The organism is Rhodothermales bacterium (genome assembly GCA_041391505.1).
Lineage (GTDB): Bacteria > Bacteroidota > Rhodothermia > Rhodothermales > JAHQVL01 > JAWKNW01.
The window spans coordinates 75,214-97,973 of sequence record JAWKNW010000019.1 but is presented as its reverse complement, the minus strand read 5'-3'; the positions used below and the strand labels follow the sequence as shown (position 1 = coordinate 97,973).

The window sequence follows — 22,760 nt, the reverse complement described above, 5'->3', positions numbered from 1 at the left end:
GTGGGGAGGCTTCGGATAGAATACGCACGCGTCCACTGCCGGCATGGCTACCGGAGATGGGTTTCAGGTAGTCTCGAGGAGCATTTGATTGGCGATCAAGGATTAGCGATCAAGGAGGTATGAGGGGGGGGCGAGGAAACGGTTATCCCCCTCGCCAATCACAAATCCTTGATCGCTAATCGCTAATCACCAATCCTTGATCGCTAATCGCTACTCCTCACCCGTTCACGGCCAGGAGCGGACGCAGGCTTTCGGCCTTGGTTTTCGCGCGGGTGTAGCCCGGGTCGAACTCGAGCGCCTCCAAGAACTTGGCGTAGGCGCGCTGGTAGTCGTCGCTATCGAGCAGTTGGAGTCCTTCGGAATACGACATCATGGCATCGAGCGAGCGCGTCTCGGTGCGGGCGCCGACGGGCGTCTCTTCGAGCGATACGTTGATGCCCTGGGCCACCTTCAGGCTGAGCTGGTTGGCGAGGTCGAAGAAGTCGTCGGCGCGCCCCTCCACCTGATCGGTCATGAGGATTTCGCCGGTCTCAACCTTGACCAGGCGCGCGCTGAGGTGCAGGTTTTTTCCGTGTTTGATAAACGAGCCGAACAGGACGGCGTTGGCCCCGAGCAGCTTGCCGGTGCGCACGGCCGTCGCGGGATCGACCCGGCCGGCTTCCTGCTGCAGGTCCAGCTCGTCGAGCAGCCACTGGATGCGTTCGCGCTCGATGACCTTCAAGCCCGTCGCCCCGCTCAGCTGGTTCAGCATGAGCGAGGAGAGCCCCGTCGACAGCGCATCGTACCGCTCGGCGTCATCGATCGAGCTGTTGGTGAAGTCGACCACGGCGAGCGTCTGCATGCCGGGATCGGGGCGCTCGACCGCATACCCATCCGCGTGCTCCTTGCGGACGTTGTAATAGAGCCGGATGAGGGGCGGCGGCTCGACATCGGGGTCCAGTTCGATGATCGGCGGCTCCAGGTCGATCAGGTTCTCGAGCGTGGTGCGCGCTTCCCCTTCGCGGCGCTTCGCCACGTAACAGCGGCCCAGATACTGGAGCGCTTCCTTGCGCACTCCTTTGGCCAGGGCTTCGTTGTCCGCCACGTCGGCGAACAGGGTGATGGCCTTGTCGAAATCAGCGCGCTGATAGGCTGCCAGCGCGGCGTCGAACGACTCGGTCTGGGCGAGCGCGGTGCTCACGGTGAGCAGAGCGCCGAGGACGGCGAGAAAGAGAGGTCGTTTCATCCAAAAGAGAGGTTGCAGGTGACAGGGTGCCCATGAGGTAGCCGGCTTGCGGTTCACGCGCCATCGAGGAGCGGGCGAACAGCGGCAGTCCGGCATGAAACCCGGAAGGAATTCCATGTAGACGCCCGGCGCAGCACGTGGTGCGAAATGAGGAGCTGAAGAGGGGCCTTATGGATCGGGCGCTGAAAAGTTTCCGGTAGTCTGGCGTGTTCGGAGTGCGCCGCCCGTTTCCTCGATCAGGGTAAACTCGAGCGTATGCACTGTGTTCGGGCGTTCGAAGGTCGGGCGCAGCACCAGTTCCTGTTCGCCCTCCTCGATCCGATAGCCAAACTTCTGCACGCGGATACGATGGGTGCCGGACTCCATGGGATGGTCCGCCAGCGGCGTATTTTCTTCCGTGTCCACGCCATCGATCACAATGCGCGCCCACGGGCCGGCACTGCCGTCCTTGAGGCGTGTGACGATGGTTACCTCGTGCATCGTGTAGCAGGTCACGCTCGCCGGCTCGCCGGCGGAAACCACCACGTCCTTTTCGGCGCTGAGCCCGTTGGACGAGCACCGCACCCGGTGCGTGCCGGCGGGGAGGTCGACCGTCCCGCCGCCCAGGTATTCATGCCCGACCACCGCCATCGTCCCCGCCGGCTCGACGCGCATGCGCAGGCTGCCCATCGGCGTGGCCGGGACGGGATCGGTGGGGTTCGTGTTGTCCGGATTAGCGGGCGGGGGCGGGGTATTTCGGCGGGGCGTCACCGGCGTCCTGGAGGCCGTCGGCACCGCCGCGAGGACGAGATGGACGTCCACCTCGCCGCGGTCCACCACGACGGTGGTGTCCCGATCGGCATAGCCGTCGAGCCGGGCGGAAATCTTGACGGCGCCACTGGCCTTCTGGGGGTCGAGCGGTGTGATGCCCACGGGCGCATCGTCCACATAAACGAGGGCGCCTTCCGGATAGGTGGTCACGCGCACGCTGGCCGGCTCGACGATCGGCGGCGGATCCACCGGATACGTCGGCTTGTCGCTCAACGCGGAGCGCACGATGGGATACCCGATGGCGACGACGGCCACGACGAGGAGGCCGCCGAGGATCGACTTGAATGGCGGCTTGGGCCGGGGCGGGCGCGGCGGTTCGTATTCCGGTATCGGCGCGGCGGCGCGCTGTGCGGGCATCGGCGCCGGCTCCCGCTTCGGCAGCACGGGGTCCGGTCGCTGCGGGGGCACCGCGACGCGGCCGGCTTGCGAAGCGAAGAGTTTTTTTGCGCGCGCCTCCGGCGTCTCCCGCGGCGCCGGGCGTTCCTGCACATGGACGCTCGCCTCCGATTCGACGACCCGCGGCGGCGGGGACTGGGCCGGGGCGGACTCGTCGATGAGCGCTTCCACCGCATCGAGCATCTCTTCCGCGTTCTGGAACCGCTCCGCGGGGTCCTTGGCGATGGCGCGCTGCACGATCTCCACCCATCCGTCGGGGATGTTCGGATGAAACCGCGTGGGCGGCGGGACCGGGTCCTCCACGATGCGCTTGAGGATCGCGTAGGCGCCTTCTTCGGGGTCGAACGGCAGCACGCCGGCGAGCATCTCGTAGAGGGTCATGCCCAGCGCGTAGATATCCGCGCGGTGATCGATGTTCTGATTCTTGACCTGCTCCGGCGACATATACCGGATCGTGCCCGCCATCCCGCCCTGGGTGGCGGTGGTGGCATCGTCTTCGCGGCGAAGCTTGGCGAGGCCGAAATCGGTCACCTTCACCCGGCCCGCCGGCGTGAGCATGATGTTGCGCGGCTTGATGTCCCGGTGGATGACGCCGACGCGATGGGCGTTCGAAAACGCGAGGAGCATCTGCCGCACGATGGGGCCCACCGCATCGGGCGGCATGGGGCCGCCGGAAATCTCGTCGAAGAGCGTGCCGCCTTCGACGTATTCCATCACGATAAAAAACCGCTGTTCGGAATGGCGCATCGCGTGGATGCCCACGATGTACGGGCTGTCCACGCGCGCCAGCGCGCGGGCCTCGGCGCGAAAGCGTTTCAGGAACGTCTCGTTCTCCGCCAGTTCGGGGGTGATCATCTTGAGGGCGACGATGCGCGAGAGCGCGATATCCTCGGCCTTGTAGACAATCCCCATCCCCCCTTTCCCGATGATTTCGAGAATGCGGTACCCGTCAATAACGGTTCCTAGGATCGATTGATCGTCATGCATGGGTACGTGCGCCGATTCTCCGGGGACAGAAGCGGCGCGGTCGGTGTGGGCAAACCCGGTTCAGCGCGTCACTTTACATGAATGATCACAACGGTCACGTTGTCGTGCCCGCCGCGCTCGTTGGCCATCGCCACCAGTTTTTCGGTAGCCTGCTGCGGATCGCCGGCCAGCACGATCTGCATCAGCTCCTCGCTGGTCACGGCCGCGAGGCCGTCGGAGCAGAGCAGAAACCGATCGTTGGCGTTGAGGCCGCCTACATCGTACACATCGACTTCCAGCGACGGCTCTACGCCGAGCGCCCGCGTGAGGGTGTTGCGTCGGGGATGCACGCGCGCCTCGTCGGCCGTGATGACCCCTTCGCGGCGCATTTCCTCGACGAGGGTATGGTCGTTCGTGAGCTGTTCGATCGTGTCGTTCGTGATGCGATACGCGCGGGTATCGCCCACGTGTGCGATGCAGATCTGGCCTTCGATCACCGCCAGGGCCGTGCAGGTCGTGCCCATGCGTTCGAACCCTTCCTCCGAGTGCGCCTTGGTGTAGATGCGCTCGTTGGCGGTGATAAACGCCGCGCGGAGGCGGTCGTGGGCCGACTTGCCGCGCGCATCAAAAAAAGCGCCCGGCACCTCGTCGATGGCGATGCGGCTGGCTTCCTTGCCACCTGCATGTCCTCCCATCCCGTCGGCGACGATGAAAAGGCGGTCGCCGTGCCCGTTCGAGGCATGCTCGGGAAAGCAGCCGTACGCATCCTGGTTCTCGGAGCGCACACGGCCCACATGCGTCGAGGCACCGAACGCGATGTTGGTCGATCTTTTATGCTTCCACCAGGACATGAGCGATGCACAGAGCGGGATAGGTGAAAAAAACGGGGTCAGCGTGAGAGCCGGCCTTCATAGGCGGCCAGCGGGTTGGCGAAATCGAAGCCAAAGAGCGGTGGATCCTGGCCGATGACGGCCGCCGCGAAGATGCGCGCGATCTGCCGCTGAACGTCCGGATCGACACGTCCATCGCGCCGTGCCAGAAGGGTCCAGTAATTTCGATGCCCCGGGTCGTCCGGCTCCCCCTGAAAAAACGCCGCGTCGAGCGACGAAGCAAGCGTGTCACGAAGATTAATCGCGGCGCCGCGCGGATCGAGATAGCCGGCCAGCGTGACGAGGCCGGAGACTTCGCCGGGGCCGTAATAGAGGTCCCTCAGGAAGCGGACGGCGGCTTCGGTCGAGGCGTAGAAGTTGTGCCGATCGTCGGATGCGTCGAACTGATCCATGTCCGAAAACACGCCCAGATTCAACCCGTAGGCGGCGGCCGTTTCGCCGTCGAGCAACCACATCCCCCGCCGCATCTCGTCGCCCCTGGGCTGGACCGTTTCCATATCGAACAGGCTGATGGTGAGGGGGATGTAGAAAAACTCGGCCGGCAGCCCGTTCCGCGTGAGCAGGTCGACGACATACGATGTATAGCCGAGATTCGCGGCTTTTCGGAGCGCGAGTTCGTACTGAAGCCGATTTTCCTCCAGCCAGTAGCGATCGATCGCCTCCTGGACATCGTCCAGAAACGCATTCGGCATGCCGAATTCGCTCTCGTTAAAAAAGCGCGTCACGTTGTAGATGAGGCGTTCGACCTGGGTGAGATCCTTGTAGAGCCCTATTTCGATGATGTAGCCTTTGTACCGTTCGGCCATCTGGCGGCGCTGCTCCTGGAGCTCCATCAGATCGAGGACGTTGCTGCGGTCGCCGGCGGGATCGTCCTCGAACCGGATGGTCGCGATCGAGCGATCCTGCTCCTTGATCTTGTAAAACAGCTGCTCGGCCTCGTCGCGCCGCTGCAGTTTTTCTTCGGACTGCCGGTTGCCCCAGAACAGGCCGACCAGGGCGAGGACGACCACGCCGGCCGCGATGAGCGATGCCTTGCGTTTCATCCCCGTTTCGGTATCCGCCTGCGCCTCCTCGTACATCTCACCGCCCGGATTGAAGCCCGAGCCGTCCGGCTGTACGTACCGGAACTGGATCTGCGGCCCCTCCTTCCCGAGCATCAGGACGTCCTGGTCGTTGATCGGCGCGTGCTGCACCTTTCGGTCGTTCAGGGCGATGCCGTTCGTGCTGTCCAGATCGTGGATCCACCAGCACTGGTTCGTATAGTTGATCTCGGCGTGGGTGCGGCTGACGTGTTTGAGGGGGAGATGGATATCGCACTCACGGTCCCTGCCGATGCGGAACGGGTGCGTGAAGACGCGCTCGACCGGGGCAGCGTCTTCCTGCACAATGCGCACCTGGATGGGCGGAAAGCCGGCCCGTTTGGCGTCGTTCGTCCGTTTCATGAACAGGGTTATTTCGCGGTACTAACTACAGGGCGCTGCACACCGGCAGCAGCCGTCAGCTTTGCGGCTTTTTGGGTCCCCCCGACATCCGGGCGAGGTACGCACGGATGAACGAAGGCCGGTAGGCGCGCCGCTCGGTAACCGACCAGTCTTCGCCACGGAGTTCGCGAAATTTGTCTTCCAGCTGCCACGATGCCACCAGGCGCGCCAGCTTGGGGAAGGTGCGGTAGAGTCCGCCATCGTTGGCGAGCTGCTCGATCGCGACATTCGGGTCGATCTCGCGCAGCATCATGTGCATGCCCTGCTGGACGACCGCCTTGTACCCGTCGAGCATCGCGAGCTGGTGGAGGACAACATCGTCGCCGCCTTCCTCGACGAGCGCGAGCCGGCGATCGATCTCGTCGTCGGTCAGGGTCTCATCGAGCAGGAAGCGGCGGAGTCGTTCCTTGTCGTTGCCGAACAGCATCTCGGTTTCGGTAGACTGTGCGATCGTATGGCCGACAAATTCGTGTCGGAACTCCCACGGGATGCTGAGCAGCTTGGCCATGACGTGCAGGAAGACCTCGAGCACACGCGAGGAATGGTCGCTCATCACCGTGCCTCCGCTCACGCGGGCCAGCGCCTTCTCGCGCGGGACCGGCGTCGCCGTATGGCCGTTGAGGGCGGTGGAACCCGCCCCATGGGCCGGGTTGCGGTCCGTGGCATCGGGGTCGCGGAAGACGGACAGGATATCGGCGATGGTCGCCTTGGCGTCGTGGGGACGGGCGTCGAGCGCATCGGCGAAGGCCTCGCGGAGGGCGTCGTCGCGCCGGTTGGGGGTCTCGCGGTCGTAGGCTTCGCTGATTTTGGCGAGGGCCTGGCTGAGCAGTTCGGCGCCTTCGGCAAACGGGTTGACGAAGCCGCTGTCGAACATCGTTTTGTCGAACTCGAAGGGCGCCGGCGCCGGCGTTTCCTCCGGTTCGGGCTCCGGCTCGGGGGCGAGAACGACGAATTGCACCTCGTAATCGCCCAGCCGGAACGAGTCGCCATCGTCGATGGCGTACCCGCGGCCGGATTCGATCCGGGTGTTGTTCAGATACGTAAAGTTCTTGCTACCGAGATCGGCGAGCAGAAATCCTTCCGCTGCGCGGGATATTTCCGCGTGGCGCTTGCTGACGACACGGGTGGGGTCCACGATGTGGACGTCGTTTCCCTGGTCCCGGCCTATCGTGATCTGCTCCTGGTCGAAGACGTACTCTTCGCTTAAGGAGGGATCCGCGCTATTTGAGAGTATGAGCTTTACCGCCATAGATCACCGCAAAACGAGCGTTCGCTGCAAGAAGTGGCAACGCCGAGCGTCACCCGTAGCTCATGCCGAGCCGCTGGGGGGCTTACGATCCGCAGACCGCGCGATTCGCGTCGTCAAAACCGAACCGGAGGTTAAAAAGGTAGCGATGCAAAATTACAGAAATCAAGTCAACTCCAGGAGTAGCGAGCTACTTCTCGGGTGGGGGGTTTTCGTGCCTGCCGTGTCCTTTTATCAATGAACACGGCCGAATGTTCTTTTGTCACATTTTGTCGTATTTTGCGCGCCGTACGGTATGGGTCGATGCACGCCGGCTTGCGGATGTAGCAGCGTCGATCGAACCGTGCGCACACCGGCAGCCCACTTCGATCCCCCGCGCCTACTGTGCGCCAACGTTCCGTCCGGTCCGTACCATGTTGGTCAGCCCGATCTCCGACAGCCCGCCGCCTTTTCTCCTACTCCTCACGTTTGTGCTCCTTCTCGGAACGTGGGGATCCAGGCCGGCGACGGCGCAATACCTCGAACTCAAATCCTACGCCGGCGACCCCAACGTGCGGGACCGCCTCGGTGAATCGGTAGCGATTGACGGCACGCTGGCGCTCGTGGGGGCCTTCCGTGACGACCAGCAGGGGCTCGATGCCGGCGCAGCCTATGTCTTCCGGCTCGAAAACGGGGAATGGAAACAGGAGGCCAAGCTGGTCGCGACCGGGAGCTTCCTGGACGGCGACCTGCCCGCCGGCGACCTCTTCGGCAGCGTCGTCGCGCTCTCCGGTACAGTGGCCGTGATCGGCGCGCCCGAAGCCCGCCAGCGGGGCAGCCGGTTCGGCGCCGCGTACGTATTCGAGCGCATCAGCCCCGGAAACTGGGTCCAGACGGCCCGTTTTACGCCGCCGGAGAGCTCGCTGGACGACAATTACGCCACGGCCGTCGCCACCAATGGGGAATACGTGATGGTGGGCGCGCTCGACGACGACGACCTCGGCATCAACGCGGGCTCCGTTTACGTCTATCGCCGCAACGGCAACAACTGGAACTTCCGGGAAAAACTGCTCGCGTCGGACGGCCTCCAGGGCGACAGCTTCGGCTGGTATCTGGCCATGGACGGCAATCGCGCCGTGGTTGGGGCGCGGGATGTGGACGCCGTCGCCGTGAACGCCGGCGCCGCCTACGTATTCGAACTCGAGAACGGAAACTGGATCGAAAAAAAACGTCTCCTTCCCTCCGACGGCGCCACGGACGACAGCTTCGGCGAGGTCGTTTCGCTTCACGGCGACCGCATCGTCGTCGGCGCGCGCGATGTCAACGACGGGACAGGCGCGGCGTACGTGTACGAGTTCGCGCAGGGGGGTTGGACCGAGGCGGCGAAGCTGACGGCGAGCGACGGCGCGGCCGGCGATCTGTACGGCCACGCGGTGGCCATCCGGGGAGATCGGCTCATCGTGACCACGCGCAACAACAACGAACGCCGCGGGGCCGCCTACGTCTACGAACGGATCGACGGCGCCTGGCAGGAGGTGACGAAGCTGGCGCCCGGCGACCTCGACCCGGACGATCAGTACGGCCAGGGCGTGGGGCTCGGCGACCGCTATGCCGTCGTGACGTCGAAGCACGACGACGACCAGGCGGAAGACGCCGGCGCCGTCTATTTCTACGACCTCGCCAATACCGACCGCGGCGCGCTGATGGCGCTGTACAACGCCACGAACGGTCCGGGATGGAAGAACGACGCGAACTGGGGGACGCCGACGCCGCTGTCGACCTGGGCCGGCGTGAAGACCGATGGCGAAGGCTTCGTCACCGAGCTGGCGCTGAACGACAACGGCCTCGACGGCCCGCTGCCGGCGGCGATCGGCACGCTGCAGCGCGTCACGTTGATCGATCTGTACGAAAACGCGCTCACCGGTGCGCTGCCGCCGGCGCTCGGCAACCTGTCGACCCTCCAGATCCTCCGGCTCTATACCAACCAGTTCACCGGAACGCTGCCGACGGAACTCGGCGCGCTCAGCAACCTGGAGATCCTGGCACTCGGCGCAAACGGGTTCACCGGATCCATCCCCGCGGCCTATGGCGGAATGACCGCCCTGCGCGAGTTCTATATCCCGAGCAACCAGCTCGACGGCGCCGTCCCTCCCGAGATCGCGCTCCTCCCCAACCTGGAAATCCTGCGCGTCCAGTTCAACAGCCTGACCGAGCTGCCGAGCTTCGCCGCGCGGGCCGGCCAGATGACGAGCCTCCGGGTGCACACCAACCGGTTCACCTTCGAGGACATCGAGCCGAATATCGGGGTGAGCGGGATCGAGTACATCCCGCAGCTGCCCTTCGGTGAGTCGCGCTCGATTTCGATCAACGAGGGCGAGCCACTCACGATCGACATCCCTATCGGCGGGGCGAACAATGTGTACCGGTGGTTCAAGGACGGCGAGGCGATCGACGGCGCGACGAACCGGGTCTTCTCCCGCGCCATGGCCAGCACGGCGGACGCCGGCGTGTATACGCTGGAGGCCACGAACACCGCCGTCGCCGGCCTCACGCTGACCAGCCAGCCGGTCGTCGTCGAGGTGAGCAACGCCGAACGGTTCGACGCCCACCTGCGCAGCGCCAACGTGTTGCCGCCGTTTATCTCGCCGGCATCCGGCGATCTTACCGCCGTGCTCTCCGAGAGCCGCCTGATCGTCACCGGGTCTTTCCAGGACATGAACAACCCGTACACGGGGGCGGCGCTGTACATCGGCAACCCCGACGCCAACGGCATCCAGGTGGCGACGCTCAACGCGACGCTCGCCGGCAGCGGCGGCACGTTCGATCCGGAGCGGAACAGCTTCAGCTTCGCATCGACCCAGCTCGACGCGCTGCGCAACGGCCGGCTCTATGCGGTGATCTTCACGACCCGCCCCGACGCCCAGGATGCGGTCCAGGAAGAGCTGCGCGGCCAGTTTTATGTCCGCCCCAACCAGGCTCCGAGCGCGTCGACCGTGACCGCGCCGACCGATGGCGCCCTTGTGGACCTCTCGCAGGCCGGCGCGTCGCTCACGGTTTCGTGGACGGCCGCGACTGACCCGGACGGCCACCCGACCTACTACCTCTGGACGTTCTCCCGCGAAGCCAATTTCGGGACCGTCGACGCCCTCTACCGCACCGACCAGACCCCGTCCTTCACGATCCCGCTCGCGACGCTGGACGCGTTTCTCGCCTCCAAGGGCGTGCCTCCCGGCGGCACGATCACCATCTACCACCGGGTCGTCACGACGGACGGCAGTCTGCTCACGCTGGGCGACCCGCGTGCGCTGACGCTCAAACGGAGCGTGAACAACGCGCCCCCGTTCGTCGCTTCCGCCATCCCCGACCGGGTGCATACGCTGGGCAATCCGGACGTGACGATCGCGCTCAAGCGGGTGTTCAGCGATCCCGAATCCGACCCGCTCCTTTTCGGCGCCGTATCCGACACGCCGGCCGTCGCCGGCGTGCTGGTGGAGCGCGACACCCTGTTCATTTCCTCCGAGACCATCGGGCGGACGCAAATCACCGTCTCCGCCCAGGATCCGCGCGGCGGCATCGCGCAGGACGTCTTCACCTTCACGGTGAACGCCGCGCCGGAACTCGTGTCGACGATTTCCAACCAGGCGTTCGTCGAAGGCGACGCGGCGTTCACGACGTCGCTGGCGCCGATCTTTTCGGATGCCGATCCGCTGACCTACTCGGCATCCTCCAATCAACCGCTGGTCGCCACGGCCGCCATCGAGGTGGACGGGATGACGCTGCGCGTCCAGCCCGCCGGCGCCGGCACGGCGGTGATCACGGTGACGGCGACGGACGACAAGCTGGCCACGGCGACGACGTCCTTCACCGTGCAGGTCCAGCCCAACCGGATCGAACCGCCGCAAAGCGTCGCCGAAACGGTCAGCCTCACGTTCGGCGACCCGACGCGCTCGACGAGCTACCGGCTGGTCGGGCTGCCCGGCAACGTCGCGCTTCCCATGAACCAGGCCATCCCGGGCGTGCCGGACGTCGACTGGGTCGCCTACCGCGAACGGGGCAATCCGGACGCCGTGGAGGGCGACGTCTACCAGAAATACGACGGATCCGCACTGTTCGACTTCAAGCCCGGCCGGGGCTTCTGGCTCCTCTCGAAGCTGGCCTGGACCCGTTCCGATTCGCGCAGCACCGTGCCGCTGAACAGCGAGGACGCCTTTGAAATCCCCCTGCAGAACGGCTGGAACATCCTCTCCAATCCGTTCGACATCGATGTGCCCTGGAGCGCGGTGCAGGCGTTGAACGGCATCAGCCAGACGCTTTTCGCGTGGAACGGCGCGTTTGCGTCCGCCACGACATTCGCCTCGGCACGGACCGGGCAGGCGTATTATTTCTTCAATGCCGAGAATCGGGCGACGCTCACGCTCCCCTATCAGCCCGCGGCAGTGGCCGGCGAGGCGCCGGCGCGCGGGCTCACGCTCTCCGCCCTCAGTGACGCGGGGCCGGCGAGCCGTGTCGTCGTTGGCCGGCACCCCGATGCGCGGGAAGGCATCGACACGATCGACCAGATGGCTCCGCCCGCCGGCTTCGAGGTGACGAGCCTCCGCCTCGTGCAGACCGATGCGGACGAGCGGCGACGCCTGTTGATGGAGGAGTTCCGGCCGGAGCAGCTCCCGGGCTATCGGTACGATCTCACCCTGCGGCGTGAAGCCGGTACGCCCGTTACGCTCGAGGCCACCGGCATCGAGCGCGTCGCCGGCGAGCAGGTCGTGCTGGTGGATCGCACGCTGGGTAAAACGTACGCGCTGGACCGGCAACCGACGATTCTTTTGCCGGCGGGGGCTGATCACACCGAATTCGTGCTCCTCATCGGTTCCGATGCGTATATTTCAGACGCCCTCTCCGAACTCGCGCCAGCCCAGGTCGTCTTGACGCAAAACTACCCGAACCCCTTTTCGAGTGGCACCATTATTGAGTATGCGCTGCCGGAACCCGCCCGCGTAAAACTCGTCGTTTATGATGCCCTTGGTCGGCTCGTTCAGGTACTGGTCGATGCCGATCTAGACGCCGGTTTTCACACAATTCGCTGGGACGGGACCCACGCAGGGCACTACCCCGTACGCAGTGGTATCTATCTGTACCGACTTGAAGCCGGAGACACGCAGGTCGTCCGAACCATGACGGTGATTCGATAACGACGCGACGGGCCTGGCCCGCCGCCCTTTTTTCATTGCCTGCAGGGCTCCGAGCCCGTATCAGACGCTCCCGACACGCTACCATGTATCCGCGCCCGGAATCTTTCATAGGGAAAGAAGTGGACGGACACCGCATCGACGCGGTGCTCGGGCGTGGCGGTATGGGCATCGTATTCAAGGCGGAGAATGTCGAGCTGTCGCGGACGGTCGCGCTCAAGATCATCAACCCCGCCCTCGCCCAGGACGACTCCTTCATCCGCCGCTTCCGGCTCGAAGCGCGCGCCCTGGCCCAGATCCATCATCCGAATATCGTACTCGTGTATGCGTTTCGGCCGTTCGATCTGGGTTATTACATCTCGATGGAGTACGTGCATGGCCCGACGCTGGCGGAGTACCTCGAAACGCACGGCGCCCTTTCGTGGAACGAGTCGGTCTATCTGTTGAAACAGATGTTGTCCGCGTTTCACTTCGCGCACAGCGCCGGTGTGATCCATCGGGACATCAAACCGCGCAATATTCTCCTCGCGCCGAACAACGTGGTGAAGATCACGGACTTCGGCCTGGCGAAGGTGCTGCAAGAAGGCGGTGGCCTCGGTCACGACACCACGGTGACTGTGGCCACCGGCGGCACCATCCATTACATGCCGCCCGAGCAGATCCGTGGCCTGAAGAACGTCGATCACCGCGGCGACATCTTCTCACTCGGGATGTCGATGTACGAGTCGCTCGCCGGCACGCTTCCGTTCGACAAAAACGCGAGCGGATACACGATCCAGAAAATCATCGTCGAGGAGCCCTTCCCCGATATCCGCAAGAACAACCCGGAAATTCCACGGGCGCTGGCGCGGATCATCATGAAGGCGCTCGAGAAAGATCCGGACAAGCGGTATCAGTCGGCCGCCGAAATGAAGGCGGCGCTGGAAGAGTTCGAGAAAGAGCAGCATACCAGCGGCGCGACCACGATCTACGCGAATGGGTCGCAGGCGCCGGGCGTGACGCTGCAGACGTCGCGCGGCAAGGTGTACAGCCTGGTCGCCGCGACGGTGGTGTGCATCCTGCTGGCCTTCGCCATCTTCTACCGTCCGGGCCGCCCGGCGCCGCCGGCCACCGGCAACAGTCAGCCCCAGCAGCCGCCGACCGCCTCGGCCGCGTCGAACCAGGGTCCGTACCCGGTCACCCCGGGCATCCTGTCCGACGATTCGACCGACATCCTCCCTGGCAGCGGCGACTCGACGTTCCTCGCGACGAATGCGTCCGACACGACCCGGTTGCCGGACGAGCCCGTGGAGCCCCCGGCAGCGCCGCTTGTGGGCAGTCTGTGGGTGGAATCGACGCCGCCCGGCGCGCAGGTGCGCATCAACGGCCGGAATTACGGCTTCACGCCGACGACGGTGCGCGGCCTCAGCCCGGGCGACGTGCAGGTCTCGCTCTTCAAGGAATCCTACTTGCCGGCCACGATGGACGCCACGGTTGACGCCGGCGAAGTGCGCGCCGTGCTGGCCACCCTGTTGCGGATCCAGGGGTCGGTCCAGCTCTCCGTCCGCCCCTCAGGCGATCTGTACGTCGACGACGAGTTGATCCTGGAGGGCATCACGGAGGAGGTGGAGGTCAAACTGCCGGCGGATACCCTGCTGGTATCGATCCGCAATCCGCAATACGGTGAGTGGCGGCAGACGCTCATCGTGACGCCCGGCGATCCCAAAATCGTCAGCGTCGATTTTACGCAGACCGTCCGTCTGCGCGTTACTGCTTTCGAGGAAGATGGCATCAGCTTCCCTCCGTCCGCGGAGATCTTCCTCGATGGCAAATCGACCGGTCTGTTCACGCCGTGGCAGCTGGAGGTGCCGGTAGGCCTCCACACGCTGGACGTGCGGGCCGAGGGCTACGAACTGGTGGATCCCCCCGAACCCATCAACTTCGACGGTTCGACGTCTAACCTCTTTCGTTTCACCCTACGCAAATTGCCAGACGACGGGCGTCGCTGACGCCCGCACCGCCCATGCGCAAACCCAGACACAACGCCTCGCGTCTCCTCCTCGTGATCGCCGTCCTCGCGCTCGGTGCGCCCGCCGCGGCGCTGGCGCAGGATGCCTCCACCTGTTTGACCCAGCGGCTGAACGCCGAACGCGCCTATTATAACGGGGAATTCGATCGGGCCATCGCGCTGTTTTCGCCGTGCATCGAAGCCGGCATGTTCCGCGGCGACGACGCCGTCATGGCGCATACGCTGGCCGCCCGCTCGTACATCGCCCTGGGCGAGCAGGAAAAGGCGCGCGAACTCATCGCATCGCTGTTTCTCCTGAACCCGGACTATACGCCCGACCAGCGGCTTCCGCCTCCGTTCCGCGTGTTGATCGCGGAAGTCAAAACGGAGATGCTCGCGGACGGGAGGCTCCTGCCTCCGGGCGCCCCGGTGGCTCCGGTCCCGGACACGACGCTCGTCGCGGTCGACTCCCTCGTCGTTCCGACGCCTGTCGCCACCTCGAATGGTTCACGCCGGCGCTTTCTGCTGATCGGCGGGGCCGGCGCCGCGGCGCTCGGCGTGACGACGGCAATCCTGCTCTCCGGCGGTGAAGGCGGAGAGCCCGGTGAATCCGGGTTTGCCGTACCTCCTGGCCGACCGACGGGTCAATAAACGGCCGCTGGATCTGCTTCGGTTTTTGCGTCCATGCCGGGATTTCAGCGTGTCCGGACATCGCGCCACGGTGCGTGAAAAAAACTGCCGGCCCGTACGCCATGACGCACGGTCAGCCCTTAAGACGCGATGCGCGCCGGCCGATACCAGCTTTGAGGTCACCTGCCTCGGCAGGTGTCAATAGCATGAGAACACCCCGCAAGGGTGGACCTCTTTCTGTGGTGGGTCAAAGCCCGGTCTTCGGACCGGGCTTTGTTTTTTACGTCGTTTCGATGCGGTCTAGAGCGCGGCGTAGTCGTCCAGCATGACTTTGAGCCGGATGAGCAGCCGCATGGCGCGCATGGCGCCTTCGGCGAAATCTTCCTGAGTGATCGTTGGGTCCTGCAGACCGTTTTCCAGGTACTCCTTCGTATCCTCGTAGAGCCGATTCAACGCATCGATCTCGGCGATGAGTCGATCGCGGTCTTGCTGTGAAACCATGGTATGTGACATGAAGATCGGCGTCAGTAAACAGAGCACCAGAACATACGAACAACGGCGTCAGATTAAAACTGATCTTACGCAGCCGTGTGCCTGGTAATCTGATGCAGGATGCAAGGTGCGGGATTTTGTACCGGGCAACAGGCTTTTCGGTCGAAATCCTGCATCCTTCATCTTGCATCCACAGATGGACACGATGCCTTGCGTAACACGAGATTAAAAGACAAGCGATGCAGGCGGTCGGCCCATCAATCGTCGACCCTCACATCGATCTGGCTCGCTGCAACGATGTGCAGGGTGCCTGGATCCCGAACCAGGACGGCCAGACCGATCCGGTCGCGCGGCACCGCCGGCGGCCATGCCAGTAGCGCCTCGGCGGATGCGCCCGCTGATCGGGCGGGCAGCGAAACGAGGCTTCGCACCACATAGTCGTTCTCCAGTCGTTTCCCTTTGTTCTCGCCGCGGGTTACCTCGGTGGCCAATCCCCGCTGAAAGAGCACAAACTGGACCTGAACGGGCGATGGGCTGTCGACGCGGGTGGATACCGCGAGCGTGTCGCCCCGGACCGTCCATTCGACGGGCCCAATGCGCGCCTCCGCCGGCTCGCCGGCCGCCTTGCGGATGGCGTCTTCAATGGCGACAGCCCGGGATCCCACGAAAGACTCCCGCCCCTGCACCACCAGCTGCGGGGTGTAGAGCGTGGCGGCGCCCATCGCCGCGGCGTAATCCGACTGCCGGTCGGTCCATCGCGCATCGGAATACGGATCGCGCCATCCCAGATCGTTCCAGTAGTCGACATGAAAAGCCAGCGGGACGACCGTTTTCCCGAAGGCATCGGAAGCGGCGATGCGTCGCAGCAGCGCATCCGCCGGCGGGCAGCTGGAGCATCCTTGCGAGGTAAACAGCTCCAGCACGACCGCCCGCTCGCCGGCCGGCGGGCCGTCTTCCCCCTCGCCGCTGCGATCCATGAAGCCGTCAAACGCCAGCAGTGCAGCGACTGAAGCGATCAACACGATGCCGATTGCCGTTCGATTCACGTTCCCTCCGGAGCCGGCGCAACGCAAGGCGCGTGCCGCCGTATGGCTTGTTGGTTGCACACCCAGACCGACGAAGGCGTCCGCCCCGGGCGCAGATACTTGCTATGTCCGCCGAGACCCACGACCCGTTACTGCTCGCCGTTGTCCGCCTGGTTGAACACGGGTACACGTTCACGGCCACGGTGACGGTCGGCGGCGCCGTCATTTCCGGCCGCATCGTGAGTGAACGGCGCTTTATGAAGGGCATGCGCCATCAATTCAACGCGCAGGTCCACGAAGAGAACATGCCCGGCCTCGATGAGATCCTGTCGCTTTTCGAGGACGTGTCGGAAACGAGCCGGCGGACGTATCTGCACATGGAGCAGGCGCAGGTCCACGACGGCACCCCGCGCCCCCACCGGCCCCTGGGCTACTGGCGCATCCGGATGGACGATATCAGCGGCTTCAGCTTCGGCGCCTGAGCGCCGGCACACCTTTCGCCTCAACGCGGGTTGGCCGGCCATATCCGCCTTTTATGCTCCGTGGCGGCACATTTTTCTTCAGAACCCGAACGCTGTTGCCACCACGCCGCAGGCAGGCGCACCCAGCCCCGGCGGCAACGCCAATGCATGAGCGAATCCGAAAAGATATCGCAGCATCCTGAACACCATCCCGTGGATCGTGCAGGCATGCCCCGCAACGAAGCATCCGATCCGCTCGACGCGGTCCGGGCTTCCGTGGATGCGTTGCAGCAAAAAGCCGACGCGCTCGCGCGGCAGCTCGATGCCGTCCAGGCGGCGCTGGACGCCGAACGCATCCAAAACCAGTCGCTGACGGACCGTCTCGCGCGGTACGAAGCCGGCGGGAAATCCGGGAACGACGCCAAGCAGGATTTTCTGGGGATCATGAGCCACGAGTTGCGCACGCCCCTGAACGGCATCCTGGGGATGGCCGAATTGCTGGCGAGTACGCCGCTCAACGACGAACAGACCGACTATGTGGAGACCGTTCGCGTGAGTGGTGCCAACCTGCTTTCGATCATCCAGAACGTGCTCGAGTACAGTCAGCTGAACGCCGAGGACGTGATGCTCTCGCCGACGCCGATCTCGCTCGAACAGACCATCGAAAAGGTCGCCAGCGAACCCTTCCGGCAGGCCTTCGAGAAAGGACTCCGGGTGGCGCTGGACGTAGCGGCGGACATGCCGGCGACGGTAGAAATCGATGCCCCGCGCTTCAACAAGATTCTGGAATGTCTCCTCAGCAACGCGGTCAAGTTCACCCACGAAGGTACGATCGGCCTCGGTCTGCGCGTGGTGAACAAAACCGATCGCAGGTACCGGCTCTACCTGGAGGTCTGGGATACCGGCATCGGGATCGCCCCGGACGATCAGTCGCAGATATTCGATCTGTTTTACCAGGTGGATTCGTCCGACACGCGCGCCTATGGCGGCACCGGACTCGGCCTGGCGCTGGCGCGTCAACTGGTGCGGACGCTGGGCGGCGAGCTCGGCGTTGAAAGCAACACGGGCGCGGGCTCGCGCTTTTATTTCGAGCTCGATGTGACCGGTACGCCGCTCGTCCGCGAAGAGACGTTCCCCCTGCGCGAGGCAGGACCCGTGCTGGTCCTCTCCGAGGATCCCGCGGTCCGGTCGCGCCTCGATACGCTCGGCGAACGGTGGTCCGTGCCGACACAGACGTACGCATCGCCCGAGGCCCTTGCGACCGAACTCCGCAGCCGGCGTGAGGCGCCGATCATCCTGATCGACGTGCCGGAAGACGAGTCGGAGCTGGCCGGCTATCTCAACGTGCTGTCCAAATGCGGTCATGTCGCCCTGGCGGCGCTGACGCGCCCGGGCACACCGATCCCGTCGATCTACCGGGGCCGCTTCATCGCGACGATCATGCAACCGATCTGGTCCACCGCCTGGAAGGACGCCCTGCTCTTCGTGCGCGCACTCGAAGCCGAGCGCAAAAAGAGGGATATTACGCCACCGGCTCCGCCCGAGGCGCGTGTCGAACTACTCGATGGGCCCTCGATCCTGCTGGTAGACCAGCAACCGGTCAACCAGCGCATCGCGCGCCAGATGCTTCGGCGCCTCGGATGCCGTGTGGACCTGGCCGACAGCGGCGCCGGCCTGGCCGGCCGCGTGGCCGGAGCCGGCTACGAAGCCATCCTGATCAACGTCAACATCGAAGATCCGGACGGCTGCTCGACGGCGATGCAGCTCCGCGCGTCGCTTGGACCGGATACCCCACCGCTTTTCGCGCTCGGCGTCGGAAAAACCATTGGCCACACCGCCCGGTTCAAGCAGGCCGCCTTCGACGGGGCCTTTTCAGCGCCCTTCACCCTCTCCCAGATGCGGCAAATCCTCGAACAGATCGGGGTGAATACGTAGGCCGGTTCACGGATCGAGGTTCGCGGTTTAAGGAAAGTGTACCTTTGCTATCCTTAGCCCACGCGCTTCTATCCACCCAGACCCGCCGCGTCCATGCGTTTTCGGCTCGCCTCGTTCGGTCCCGCCCTGTTCATGATCGGCGCCACCATTGGCACCGGCAGTGTATCCTCCCTCGTCATCGCCGGCGCGGACCACGGCACGGCGCTGCTGTGGGCGCTGGCGCCATCCTGCCTCTTCCTATGGGTGTTGATGAGCACGATGAGCCGCCTGACGTTCGCCTCCGGGGAGACCTTCGTGGCCGCGGTGCGCCGGCATATCGGAAAGCTGGCGGCTTTTTACATCGTGCTGGCGATCGTCATCGGGCAGTTTTCCTCGAACATCGGCGTCCTCGGCATCCTGTCCGAGGCGTTTGCCTCGTGGCTCGGCGTCAGCTTCCTCGGTTCGGCGGTTTTCTGGTCGAGCCTGGTGTTCGTCTTCATCTGGCTCGGCTCCTACCAGCGTTTCGAAACCGTGCTCATCGTGCTGGTCGCGCTGCTGGCGACGAGTTTTATCGTCGAGCTGTTTCTCGTCCGCCCCTCGCCCGGGGAGATTGCGGCCGGCCTCATCCCCAGCGTTCCCGAGGGCGGCGCCGTCGTCGTGGCCGCGATGGTGGGCACGACGCTGGCCGGCAGCATCGTCGTGATGCGTTCGTTCGTGGTGGCCGACAAGGGGTGGACGCTGGCTGAACTGAAGCACGAGCAGAAGGATGCCGTTGTCTCGGCCGTGCTGGTTTTCGTCGTTTCGGGGATCGTGATGATCTGCGCGGCGGCGACGTTGCATGCGCAGGGATTGCGGGTCGACAGGGCGATCGACATGGCCTACACGCTGGAGCCGCTCGCCGGCCGGTTCGCCGGCTCGTTATTCGTGGTAGGGCTCGTGGCCGCCGGTCTCTCGTCGGCCTTCCCGAACGCGCTGGTCTCGATCTGGACGGTGTCCGACTACTTCCAGCTGTCCCGCAACCCCAGGCAGCTGCATTTCAGGCTGATCGCTCTGGCCTACTGTGCTGCCGGCCTGATCGCCCCGCTCACCGGGGGCCGGCCGGTTTTCATCCAGATCGCCTCGCTGGCCGTCCAGGCCTTGTTCATGCCCCTCCTGATCGTGTTCATGCTGATCCTGCTCAACCGGAAGGACAGCGTGGGTGAACACACCAACTCGACCGCCATGAATGTGTTGAGCGGTATCGCCCTGGTTTTTTCGAGCTATATGGCATACCAGGCGGTGGTGGGTTTGATCGGGATGGTGGGATGACCCCGTCATCCCGAGCAGCGCGAGCAAGCGAGCGCTTGACGAGGGACCTCCCGGCATGGCAACACGCTGTGCAAGGCCCCGTCATCCCGAGCAGCGCGAGCAAGCGAGCGCTTGACGAGGGACCGCCCGGCATGGCAACACGCTATGCAAGGCCGGGGGGGCCCTCGGTTCTCCGCGATTTCATCGCGGCTCGGGACGACTTGTTTTGTACCGAATGCATGGTCATGGATGCTAGGCCGGGAGGTCCCTCGGGATTCCGCGATTTCATCGCGGCTTGGGGTGACGGGGTGGTGTTTCGGGGTGCATGCAATCGAACCAGATCCTATATTTGCGGCGCTCCATAGATCTAGCATTGTGTTACCATCGTCTCATGGCTCAACCGATTGAAGTACCGGACGGCCGTCTGTATCTCGGCGGCTCACCGGAAGGCGGAGTTTCGGCTCCGGTGTTTATCAAAAGCAGCGACCTGACCACGCATGGGGTTATCGTGGGCATGACGGGGTCGGGCAAGACGGGCCTCGGCATTGTGCTGCTGGAAGAGATCCTGCTCTCCGGCCGGCCGGCGCTCATTCTCGATCCGAAAGGCGACATGGGCAACCTGCTGCTCGCCTTTCCCGAGTTGTCGGGCAAGGATTTTCTGCCCTGGGTCAGCAAGGAAGACGCGGAGAAAGCCGGCAAATCCCCCGATGCGTTTGCCGACGACACGGCAAAAACCTGGCGCGACGGCCTCGCCTCGTGGGGCATCACGCCCGAGCGGGTGAAGGCATTGCGCGAGCGCGCCGCGTTTACGCTGTACACGCCCGGTTCGACCGCCGGCGTCCCGATGAACATCGTCGGTTCGTTGCAGGCTCCGGAATCCGCCGGCGCCATCGAGCCGATGCGCGACGAAATCGAGGGGTTCGTCACCAGCCTCCTCGCGCTGGTAGGCGTCACCGGCGACCCGATCAGCAGCCGCGAGCACATCCTGCTGGCCAACCTGATTGAATACGCCTGGAACCAGGGCCAGAACCTCGACCTTGCCATGCTCGTCGGCCAGATCATGAATCCGCCGATCCGAAAGCTCGGCGTCATCGAACTGGACTCGTTTTTCCCCGAGAAGGACCGCCGGCAACTCGCCATGCGGATCAACGGCCTGCTCGCCTCGCCGTCGTTCAGCGCGTGGATGGAAGGGCCGCCGCTGGACATCGACGAACTGCTCTTCACGGCCGACCGGAAGCCGCGCGCCGCCATCCTGTCGCTCGGGCACCTGTCCGACGACGAGCGGCAGTTCGTCGTCACCCTCATCCTCTCGAAACTCATCACGTGGATGCGCGGCCAGCCGGGCTCGGACGACCTGCGCGCCATCGTGTATATGGACGAGGTCTTCGGCTTTGTCCCCCCTACGGCCGCCCCGCCGAGCAAAAAGCCGATCCTGACGATCCTCAAACAGGCCCGCGCGTTCGGCGTCGGGATGGTGCTGGCGACGCAGAACCCGGTCGACATCGACTACAAGGCGCTCTCGAACACCGGCACATGGATGATCGGCCGGCTGCAGACCGAGCGCGACAAGGCCCGCCTCATGGATGGCCTCTCGTCCGCCAGCGGCGGCGTCGATACCCGGGCGATCGAGCGACAGATCAGCGGGCTGCAAAAACGGCAATTCGTTTTGCATTCCACCAAAAGCGCCGGCCCCTCCCTCTTCAGCACGCGCTGGGCGATGTCGTACCTGCGGGGCCCGATGACCCGCGAGGAAATCGGCCGGCTCACCCAACAGGACCCGGAGCGCCACGCACAACCCGTCGCGGCGGCCGCGCCGACCCATTCCGGCTCGGTGGCCTTTTCTTCGATCGCCAGCACCGTCGCGCCGGATGTCGCCTCGGGCATCCCGACGTCTTACCTCCACCCCGCCGCCGCCTGGGGCGTGATCGGTGCCATCAAGCCGACCAGCGCCACCTATGCCGCCGCCGTCGCCGCCCGCGTGCACCTGCTGTACGACGACACCAAGGCCGGCTTGCGCCATACGGAGGAGTGGGAGGCCGTCTTCTATCCGCTCACAAATCGCTTGTCGGGCGAGGACGCCATCGCCATCGATTACGACGACCGCGACCTCCTGCCCGACCCGCCCGACGGCGCGCAATTCGTGTTGCCCGAGGCGGATATCCACAAGCCGGCGTTTTTTAAGCACCTGACGGACTCCCTGACCGATCACCTGTTCAGAAACCAGGCGCTCACCATCTACGGGAACCCCAAACTCAAACTCTATTCGCGACCGGGCGAGTCGAAAGGCGAATTCGAGGCGCGATGCGAAACGGCGGCACAGGCCCAGGCCGACGCCGAGGCGGCCAAACTGCGCGATCAATACGACAAAAAAATCGCGCGGGTCAGCGAACTCGTCGACAAGGCCAAGGATCAACTCGAACAGTTGCGCGAGGACCACAGCGCCCGAAAGACCGACGAGATGTTGTCGGGCGTGGGCTCGCTGCTCTCCGTTTTTCTGGGCGGCCGCAAATCCTCCCGGAGCATCGCGACCGACCTGCGCAGGGCCTCGTCGAAGCGGACGCAGACGCGCAAAGTGTCCTCGCGGATGGAGCTGGCCGAGGACAAGGTCTCCGACAAGCTCGCCGAGCTGGAATCGCTGGAAGAGGAACTGGGAGATGCGCTCCTGAAACTCGACGAACAGTGGGACGATATCTCCCGCGAGATCGAAGAGATCGAAGTCAGCCTCGAAAAGTCGGATATCCGCGTGGCGAGCGTCTCGCTGGTCTGGATTCCGGTTTGAGCGGGCTCA

At 64.6% G+C, this 22,760-nt stretch carries 14 protein-coding genes; 7 read left to right on the top strand and 7 right to left on the bottom strand.

The features are described 5' to 3' along the window. Nucleotides 1-217: 217 nt before the first annotated feature. From R2834_16985 to R2834_16965, 5 genes are all read right to left on the bottom strand, one after another. Nucleotides 218-1,225, bottom strand: coding sequence for a CsgG/HfaB family protein (locus R2834_16985; protein MEZ4702031.1), 1,008 nt, complete (start codon nt 1,223-1,225; stop codon nt 218-220). A 168-nt stretch (nt 1,226-1,393) separates the two neighbouring features. Continuing rightward, nucleotides 1,394-3,418: a serine/threonine-protein kinase gene (locus tag R2834_16980; protein ID MEZ4702030.1), complete on the bottom strand. Its 2,025-nt coding sequence runs from the start codon at nt 3,416-3,418 to the stop codon at nt 1,394-1,396. 68 nt (nt 3,419-3,486) lie between these two features. Beyond that, complete coding sequence (locus R2834_16975) at nt 3,487-4,248, bottom strand: Stp1/IreP family PP2C-type Ser/Thr phosphatase (GenBank protein ID MEZ4702029.1); 762 nt, start codon at nt 4,246-4,248, stop codon at nt 3,487-3,489. A 38-nt stretch (nt 4,249-4,286) separates the two neighbouring features. Next, a complete protein-coding gene (locus tag R2834_16970; GenBank protein MEZ4702028.1) occupies nt 4,287-5,729 on the bottom strand; it encodes an FHA domain-containing protein in 1,443 nt (480 codons plus the stop codon). Nucleotides 5,730-5,784: 55 nt separating this feature from the next. Then, nucleotides 5,785-7,017, bottom strand: coding sequence for an FHA domain-containing protein (locus R2834_16965; protein ID MEZ4702027.1), 1,233 nt, complete (start codon nt 7,015-7,017; stop codon nt 5,785-5,787). A gap of 410 nt (nt 7,018-7,427) precedes the next feature. On the opposite strand from R2834_16965, the gene R2834_16960 reads away from it, so the two are divergent. The 3 genes from R2834_16960 (at nt 7,428) to R2834_16950 (ending at nt 14,814) form a co-directional block, all read left to right on the top strand. Next, nucleotides 7,428-12,179: a T9SS type A sorting domain-containing protein gene (locus R2834_16960; GenBank protein ID MEZ4702026.1), complete on the top strand. Its 4,752-nt coding sequence runs from the start codon at nt 7,428-7,430 to the stop codon at nt 12,177-12,179. Between the two features lie 119 nt (nt 12,180-12,298). After that, a complete protein-coding gene (locus tag R2834_16955; GenBank protein MEZ4702025.1) occupies nt 12,299-14,164 on the top strand; it encodes a serine/threonine-protein kinase in 1,866 nt (621 codons plus the stop codon). Nucleotides 14,165-14,178: 14 nt separating this feature from the next. Then, nucleotides 14,179-14,814 (top strand): hypothetical protein, encoded by a 636-nt coding sequence (locus tag R2834_16950; protein MEZ4702024.1) that lies wholly within the window; start codon nt 14,179-14,181, stop codon nt 14,812-14,814. Nucleotides 14,815-15,093: 279 nt separating this feature from the next. Here the strand turns inward: R2834_16950 and R2834_16945 are convergent, their stop codons facing one another. Together R2834_16945 and R2834_16940 are read right to left on the bottom strand one after the other, a co-directional pair. Further along, complete coding sequence (locus R2834_16945; protein ID MEZ4702023.1) at nt 15,094-15,294, bottom strand: hypothetical protein; 201 nt, start codon at nt 15,292-15,294, stop codon at nt 15,094-15,096. Nucleotides 15,295-15,542: 248 nt separating this feature from the next. Then, nucleotides 15,543-16,307 (bottom strand): DUF1223 domain-containing protein, encoded by a 765-nt coding sequence (locus R2834_16940; GenBank protein ID MEZ4702022.1) that lies wholly within the window; start codon nt 16,305-16,307, stop codon nt 15,543-15,545. Nucleotides 16,308-16,435: 128 nt separating this feature from the next. On the opposite strand from R2834_16940, the gene R2834_16935 reads away from it, so the two are divergent. The 4 genes from R2834_16935 to R2834_16920 all read left to right on the top strand — a co-directional run bounded on the left by R2834_16935 (nt 16,436) and on the right by R2834_16920 (nt 22,751). Next, nucleotides 16,436-16,792 carry a hypothetical protein gene (locus R2834_16935; GenBank protein MEZ4702021.1) on the top strand — a complete coding sequence of 119 codons (357 nt, stop codon included), beginning with the start codon at nt 16,436-16,438 and terminating at the stop codon, nt 16,790-16,792. 192 nt (nt 16,793-16,984) lie between these two features. Beyond that, nucleotides 16,985-18,706, top strand: coding sequence for an ATP-binding protein (locus R2834_16930; protein MEZ4702020.1), 1,722 nt, complete (start codon nt 16,985-16,987; stop codon nt 18,704-18,706). 93 nt (nt 18,707-18,799) lie between these two features. Then, nucleotides 18,800-19,993: an Nramp family divalent metal transporter gene (locus R2834_16925; protein ID MEZ4702019.1), complete on the top strand. Its 1,194-nt coding sequence runs from the start codon at nt 18,800-18,802 to the stop codon at nt 19,991-19,993. 370 nt (nt 19,994-20,363) lie between these two features. Further along, nucleotides 20,364-22,751 (top strand): DUF87 domain-containing protein, encoded by a 2,388-nt coding sequence (locus R2834_16920; protein MEZ4702018.1) that lies wholly within the window; start codon nt 20,364-20,366, stop codon nt 22,749-22,751. The last annotated feature ends 9 nt before the right edge of the window (nt 22,752-22,760 follow it).

Bases quoted from the DNA above. Each gene is read 5' to 3' on its own strand.
- R2834_16935 (MEZ4702021.1), top strand. From the start codon at position 16,436: ATGTCCGCCGAGACCCACGACCCGTTACTGCTCGCCGTTGTCCGCCTG.
- R2834_16975 (MEZ4702029.1), bottom strand. From the start codon at position 4,248: ATGTCCTGGTGGAAGCATAAAAGATCGACCAACATCGCGTTCGGTGCC.
- R2834_16920 (MEZ4702018.1), top strand. From the start codon at position 20,364: ATGGCTCAACCGATTGAAGTACCGGACGGCCGTCTGTATCTCGGCGGC.
- R2834_16945 (MEZ4702023.1), bottom strand. From the start codon at position 15,294: ATGGTTTCACAGCAAGACCGCGATCGACTCATCGCCGAGATCGATGCG.
- R2834_16950 (MEZ4702024.1), top strand. From the start codon at position 14,179: ATGCGCAAACCCAGACACAACGCCTCGCGTCTCCTCCTCGTGATCGCC.
- R2834_16925 (MEZ4702019.1), top strand. From the start codon at position 18,800: ATGCGTTTTCGGCTCGCCTCGTTCGGTCCCGCCCTGTTCATGATCGGC.
- R2834_16970 (MEZ4702028.1), bottom strand. From the start codon at position 5,729: ATGAAACGGACGAACGACGCCAAACGGGCCGGCTTTCCGCCCATCCAG.
- R2834_16965 (MEZ4702027.1), bottom strand. From the start codon at position 7,017: ATGGCGGTAAAGCTCATACTCTCAAATAGCGCGGATCCCTCCTTAAGC.
- R2834_16960 (MEZ4702026.1), top strand. From the start codon at position 7,428: ATGTTGGTCAGCCCGATCTCCGACAGCCCGCCGCCTTTTCTCCTACTC.
- R2834_16980 (MEZ4702030.1), bottom strand. From the start codon at position 3,418: ATGCATGACGATCAATCGATCCTAGGAACCGTTATTGACGGGTACCGC.
- R2834_16985 (MEZ4702031.1), bottom strand. From the start codon at position 1,225: ATGAAACGACCTCTCTTTCTCGCCGTCCTCGGCGCTCTGCTCACCGTG.